This window comes from Nocardioides sp. NPDC057767, from assembly GCF_042798275.1.
Lineage (GTDB): Bacteria > Actinomycetota > Actinomycetes > Propionibacteriales > Nocardioidaceae > Nocardioides.
Genome location: NZ_JBHVKJ010000121.1, coordinates 1 through 3,280, shown reverse-complemented (window position 1 = coordinate 3,280; position 3,280 = coordinate 1). Strand labels below are relative to the sequence as shown.

The 3,280-nt window shown below is 70.4% G+C and carries 3 protein-coding genes; 1 reads left to right on the top strand and 2 read right to left on the bottom strand.

What is annotated here, in order from left to right; all coding sequences use genetic code 11:
* Positions 1–63: 63 nt before the first annotated feature.
* Together ACFVDI_RS28575 and ACFVDI_RS28570 are read right to left on the bottom strand one after the other, a co-directional pair.
* Positions 64–240 (bottom strand): DUF6104 family protein, encoded by a 177-nt coding sequence (locus tag ACFVDI_RS28575; RefSeq protein ID WP_189119965.1) that lies wholly within the window; start codon positions 238–240, stop codon positions 64–66.
* 12 nt (positions 241–252) lie between these two features.
* A complete protein-coding gene (locus tag ACFVDI_RS28570) occupies positions 253–939 on the bottom strand; it encodes a TetR/AcrR family transcriptional regulator (RefSeq protein WP_378912259.1) in 687 nt (228 codons plus the stop codon).
* Positions 940–1,024: 85 nt separating this feature from the next.
* Between ACFVDI_RS28570 and ACFVDI_RS28565 the strand changes: the two genes are divergently transcribed.
* A complete protein-coding gene (locus ACFVDI_RS28565) occupies positions 1,025–3,196 on the top strand; it encodes an MMPL family transporter (RefSeq protein ID WP_378912258.1) in 2,172 nt (723 codons plus the stop codon).
* Positions 3,197–3,280 lie beyond the last annotated feature (84 nt).

Genomic DNA, 3,280 nt, shown 5'->3' with positions numbered 1-3,280 from the left:
AACTTCCGTTTCGTCGCCCACAACTGATTTCTCGTCCTCCAGAACTACGGATTCGGCGGGGACTCAGTCCTCGGGGTCGTCGAGGCGGGCCAGCCAGGTGGCGAGCCGCTCGACGGCCGTCTCGTGCTCGGGGTGAACATCGACGAATGCCTGGAGCTGCTCGGCCAGCCAGGCGAGGGTGACCTCCTCGTCGCCCCGACGGGTGACGAGCTCCTCGATGCCGCGGTCGGTGAAGTACATGGCCTCAGTCTTTCATTCTGCGTTCAGCGGTGCATCGGAGGCTGGGCCACCGGACAGTCCGCGTACGACCATGCCGAGGGTGACGTTGATGAGTTGGTCGCGCTCGGCGTCGGGGCAGGCACGGTAGGGGCCATCGATGAACAGGACCGCGAGACCGTGGACCGTGGACCAGGCCGCCGTCTCGGCGTTCGGGCGGAGCTCGGGGGCCAGCCAGCCGGCCTCGACCAGGTCGTCGAGGGCCGTGGTCAGGAACGCGTAGGGCGGGGCGTCGGCGAGGATCGCGGACAGCTCCTCGTGGGGGTGCTCCTCGCCGGTGTGGGGGCGCAGGAACGCGGTGCGGAAGAGTCCGGGCTGGGCGAGCGCGAAGTGGACGTAGCCCCGGCCGGCTGCGGCGAGGCGCTGCACGGCGGCCTCGGCCGGGTGTGAAGCCGGCTTCTCGGCGGCCAGGAGGTCGAGGATCGTCGCGGCCAGCCGGTCCATGGCCTCGTGCTTGGCGGCGTGGAGCAGGTCGGCCTGGTTGGCGAAGTGACGGTAGGTCGCGGTCGGGGTCACGCCGACCGCGCGTGCTGCGGCGCGGATGGTCACCGCGTCCGGGCCGCCCTCCTCGGCGAGCGTCGCGGCCGCCTCGACCAGCGCGTTGCGGAGGTCGCCGTGGTGGTAGGGCCGGGTGGCCTCGTCCGAGCTCTCTGAGGATTTCACGGAATTCATGTTGACACCTGCCCACATCGAAGGGAAAGTTAACACCTGCAAAGTTTACGCCTGCACACATTTCTCTGGAGGAATCATGTTCCACCGACTCGGCACCCTTGTGGTGCGAAATCCGCGCCGGGTCCTGGTGATCGGCCTGATCGCCCTCCTCGGCGCGATCTACCTGGCCACCTCGGCCTTCGGCAAGCTCGACGACGCCGGCTTCGACGACCCCGCCTCGGAGAGCAGCCGTGCGGCCACCGCGCTCGAGGAGGGCTTCGGCAACGAGGCCGGCTTCCTCCTGACCGTCAGCGCCGACGCCGGCAAGGTGACGGAGGGCGCCGCCGCGAAGGACGCCCAGGCGCTGGTCGACCGCCTCCGAGCCGACGACGATCTGACCGATGTCGTCTCCTACCTCGATGCGCCCGGGCCGGGCATGGTCTCCGACGACGGCGGTCACGGGCTGATCTCGGTCGGCGCCAAGGATCCCGACGGCATCGACGCCGCCGCGGTGATCGATCGCTACACCGACGACACCGCGACCGACGGTGCCACGACAGTCCACGTGGGCGGTCAGCTCGCGATCTTCGAGGAGGTCGGCACCCAGATCGGCGCCGACCTCGGTCTCGCCGAGGCGATCGCGATCCCGCTGATGATCGCGCTGCTGGTCCTCGCCTTCGGCAACGTCGTCGCCGCGTTCGTGACGATCGGGGTCGGCGGGTTCGCCATCGCCGGCACCTTCGCGGAGCTCTCGGTGCTCGGCAACTTCACCGACGTCTCGATCTACGCCCTCAACCTGACGACTGGCCTCGGTCTGGGCCTGGCGGTGGACTACGGCCTGCTGATGGTGGCAAGGGTCCGCGAGGAGCGGGCCGCCGGCGCCAGTCACCCCGATGCGGTCGTCCGTGCGGTGGAGACCGCCGGCCGGACCATCGTCTTCAGCGCCACCACGGTCGCCGTCTCACTGGCCTCGCTGCTCGTCTTCCCGCTCTACTTCCTGCGCTCCTCGGCGTACGCCGGGATCGGGGTCATGGTCATCACCGCCGTCGTCGCGGTGGTGCTGCTCCCCGCCACGATCACCCTCCTCGGTGACCGGGTCGACGCCCTCCGCGTCCCGGGTGTGCGTGGCCTTCGTGGTGGCGCGGCTCCGTTCTGGACTCGGCTGGCCGGCTTCGTCACCAGGCGGCCCTGGGTCGCGCTCCCCGTCGTGGCCTTCCTGCTCGCGATGGCCACGCCACTTGCCGGCATCGAGTTCGGCACCCCCGACGACCGGGTCCTTCAGCCGTCCGCCGGGAGCCGCCAGGCCGGCGACCTGCTCCGCGGGGAGTTCGGGGGTGACGGCACCAGTCCCATCCGCGTGGTGACCACCTCGACCATCGACGACGAGAGCCTGGCGACGTACGCCGCCGACCTCTCCCGGGTCGACGACGTCGACCGCGTCGACACCCGCGTCGGGACGTACGCCGAGGGTGCCCTCGTCTCGGAGACCCCGGCCCTCCCACCGGGCGACGGCGCGGATGAGCTCGCCGTCGTCAACCAGCTCGACCGCCAGTCCGAGGAGGCGCGCGATCTGGTCCGTGACGTACGTGCCGTCCCGACGCCGGATGGCACCACCGCGCTCGTCGGTGGCGGCGCCGCGGAGCTGCTCGACTCCCTGGACGCGATCGGCGCCAAGCTGCCGTACGCCGTCGGCGGGCTCGCGATCGCGATGGTGGTGATCCTGTTCCTGTTCACCGGCAGCCTGGTCCAGCCGCTGCGGGCGCTGGTGCTCAACGTCATCGGCCTGGGGGCGACCGTCGGCACGACCGTGGTGATCTTCCAGGAAGGTCTGGGCGCCGACCTCCTCGGCTTCACCGCGATGCCGCTCAACGTCTCGATGGTCGTGCTGCTGCTGGTGATCGCCTTCGGGCTGTCGATGGACTACGAGGTGTTCGTCCTCGGCCGGATCACCGAGATGCGCCGGCGCGGACTGGGCAACATCGACGCCGTCGTGCAGGGCCTGGCCCACACCGGCCGGATCGTCACCACCGCCGCCGCCCTGATCGCGACCAGCTTCTTCGCCTTCATGGTCAGCGAGATCAGCTTCATGAAGTTCTTCGGCCTCGGCGTCGGGCTGGCGATCCTCATCGACGCGGTCCTGATCCGCGGTGTGCTCCTGCCGGCCGCCATGCGGATGCTCGGCGAGGCCGCCTGGTGGGCGCCGCGCCCGTTGCGGCGCCTCCACACGAAGGTCGGCCTGAGCGAGGAGCCGGTCCCGGTCCCGGTCTGACCCAAAACCACACCGAGTCGGCGCGTCAGAACCCGTCTCCGCGAACTCCGTACGCCGCAGCGCGGTCACGAACGGGGTGTGCAG

Excerpts from the sequence above, each read along its gene's own strand:
- ACFVDI_RS28565 (WP_378912258.1), top strand. The coding sequence starts at position 1,025 with ATGTTCCACCGACTCGGCACCCTTGTGGTGCGAAATCCGCGCCGGGTC.
- ACFVDI_RS28575 (WP_189119965.1), bottom strand. The coding sequence starts at position 240 with ATGTACTTCACCGACCGCGGCATCGAGGAGCTCGTCACCCGTCGGGGC.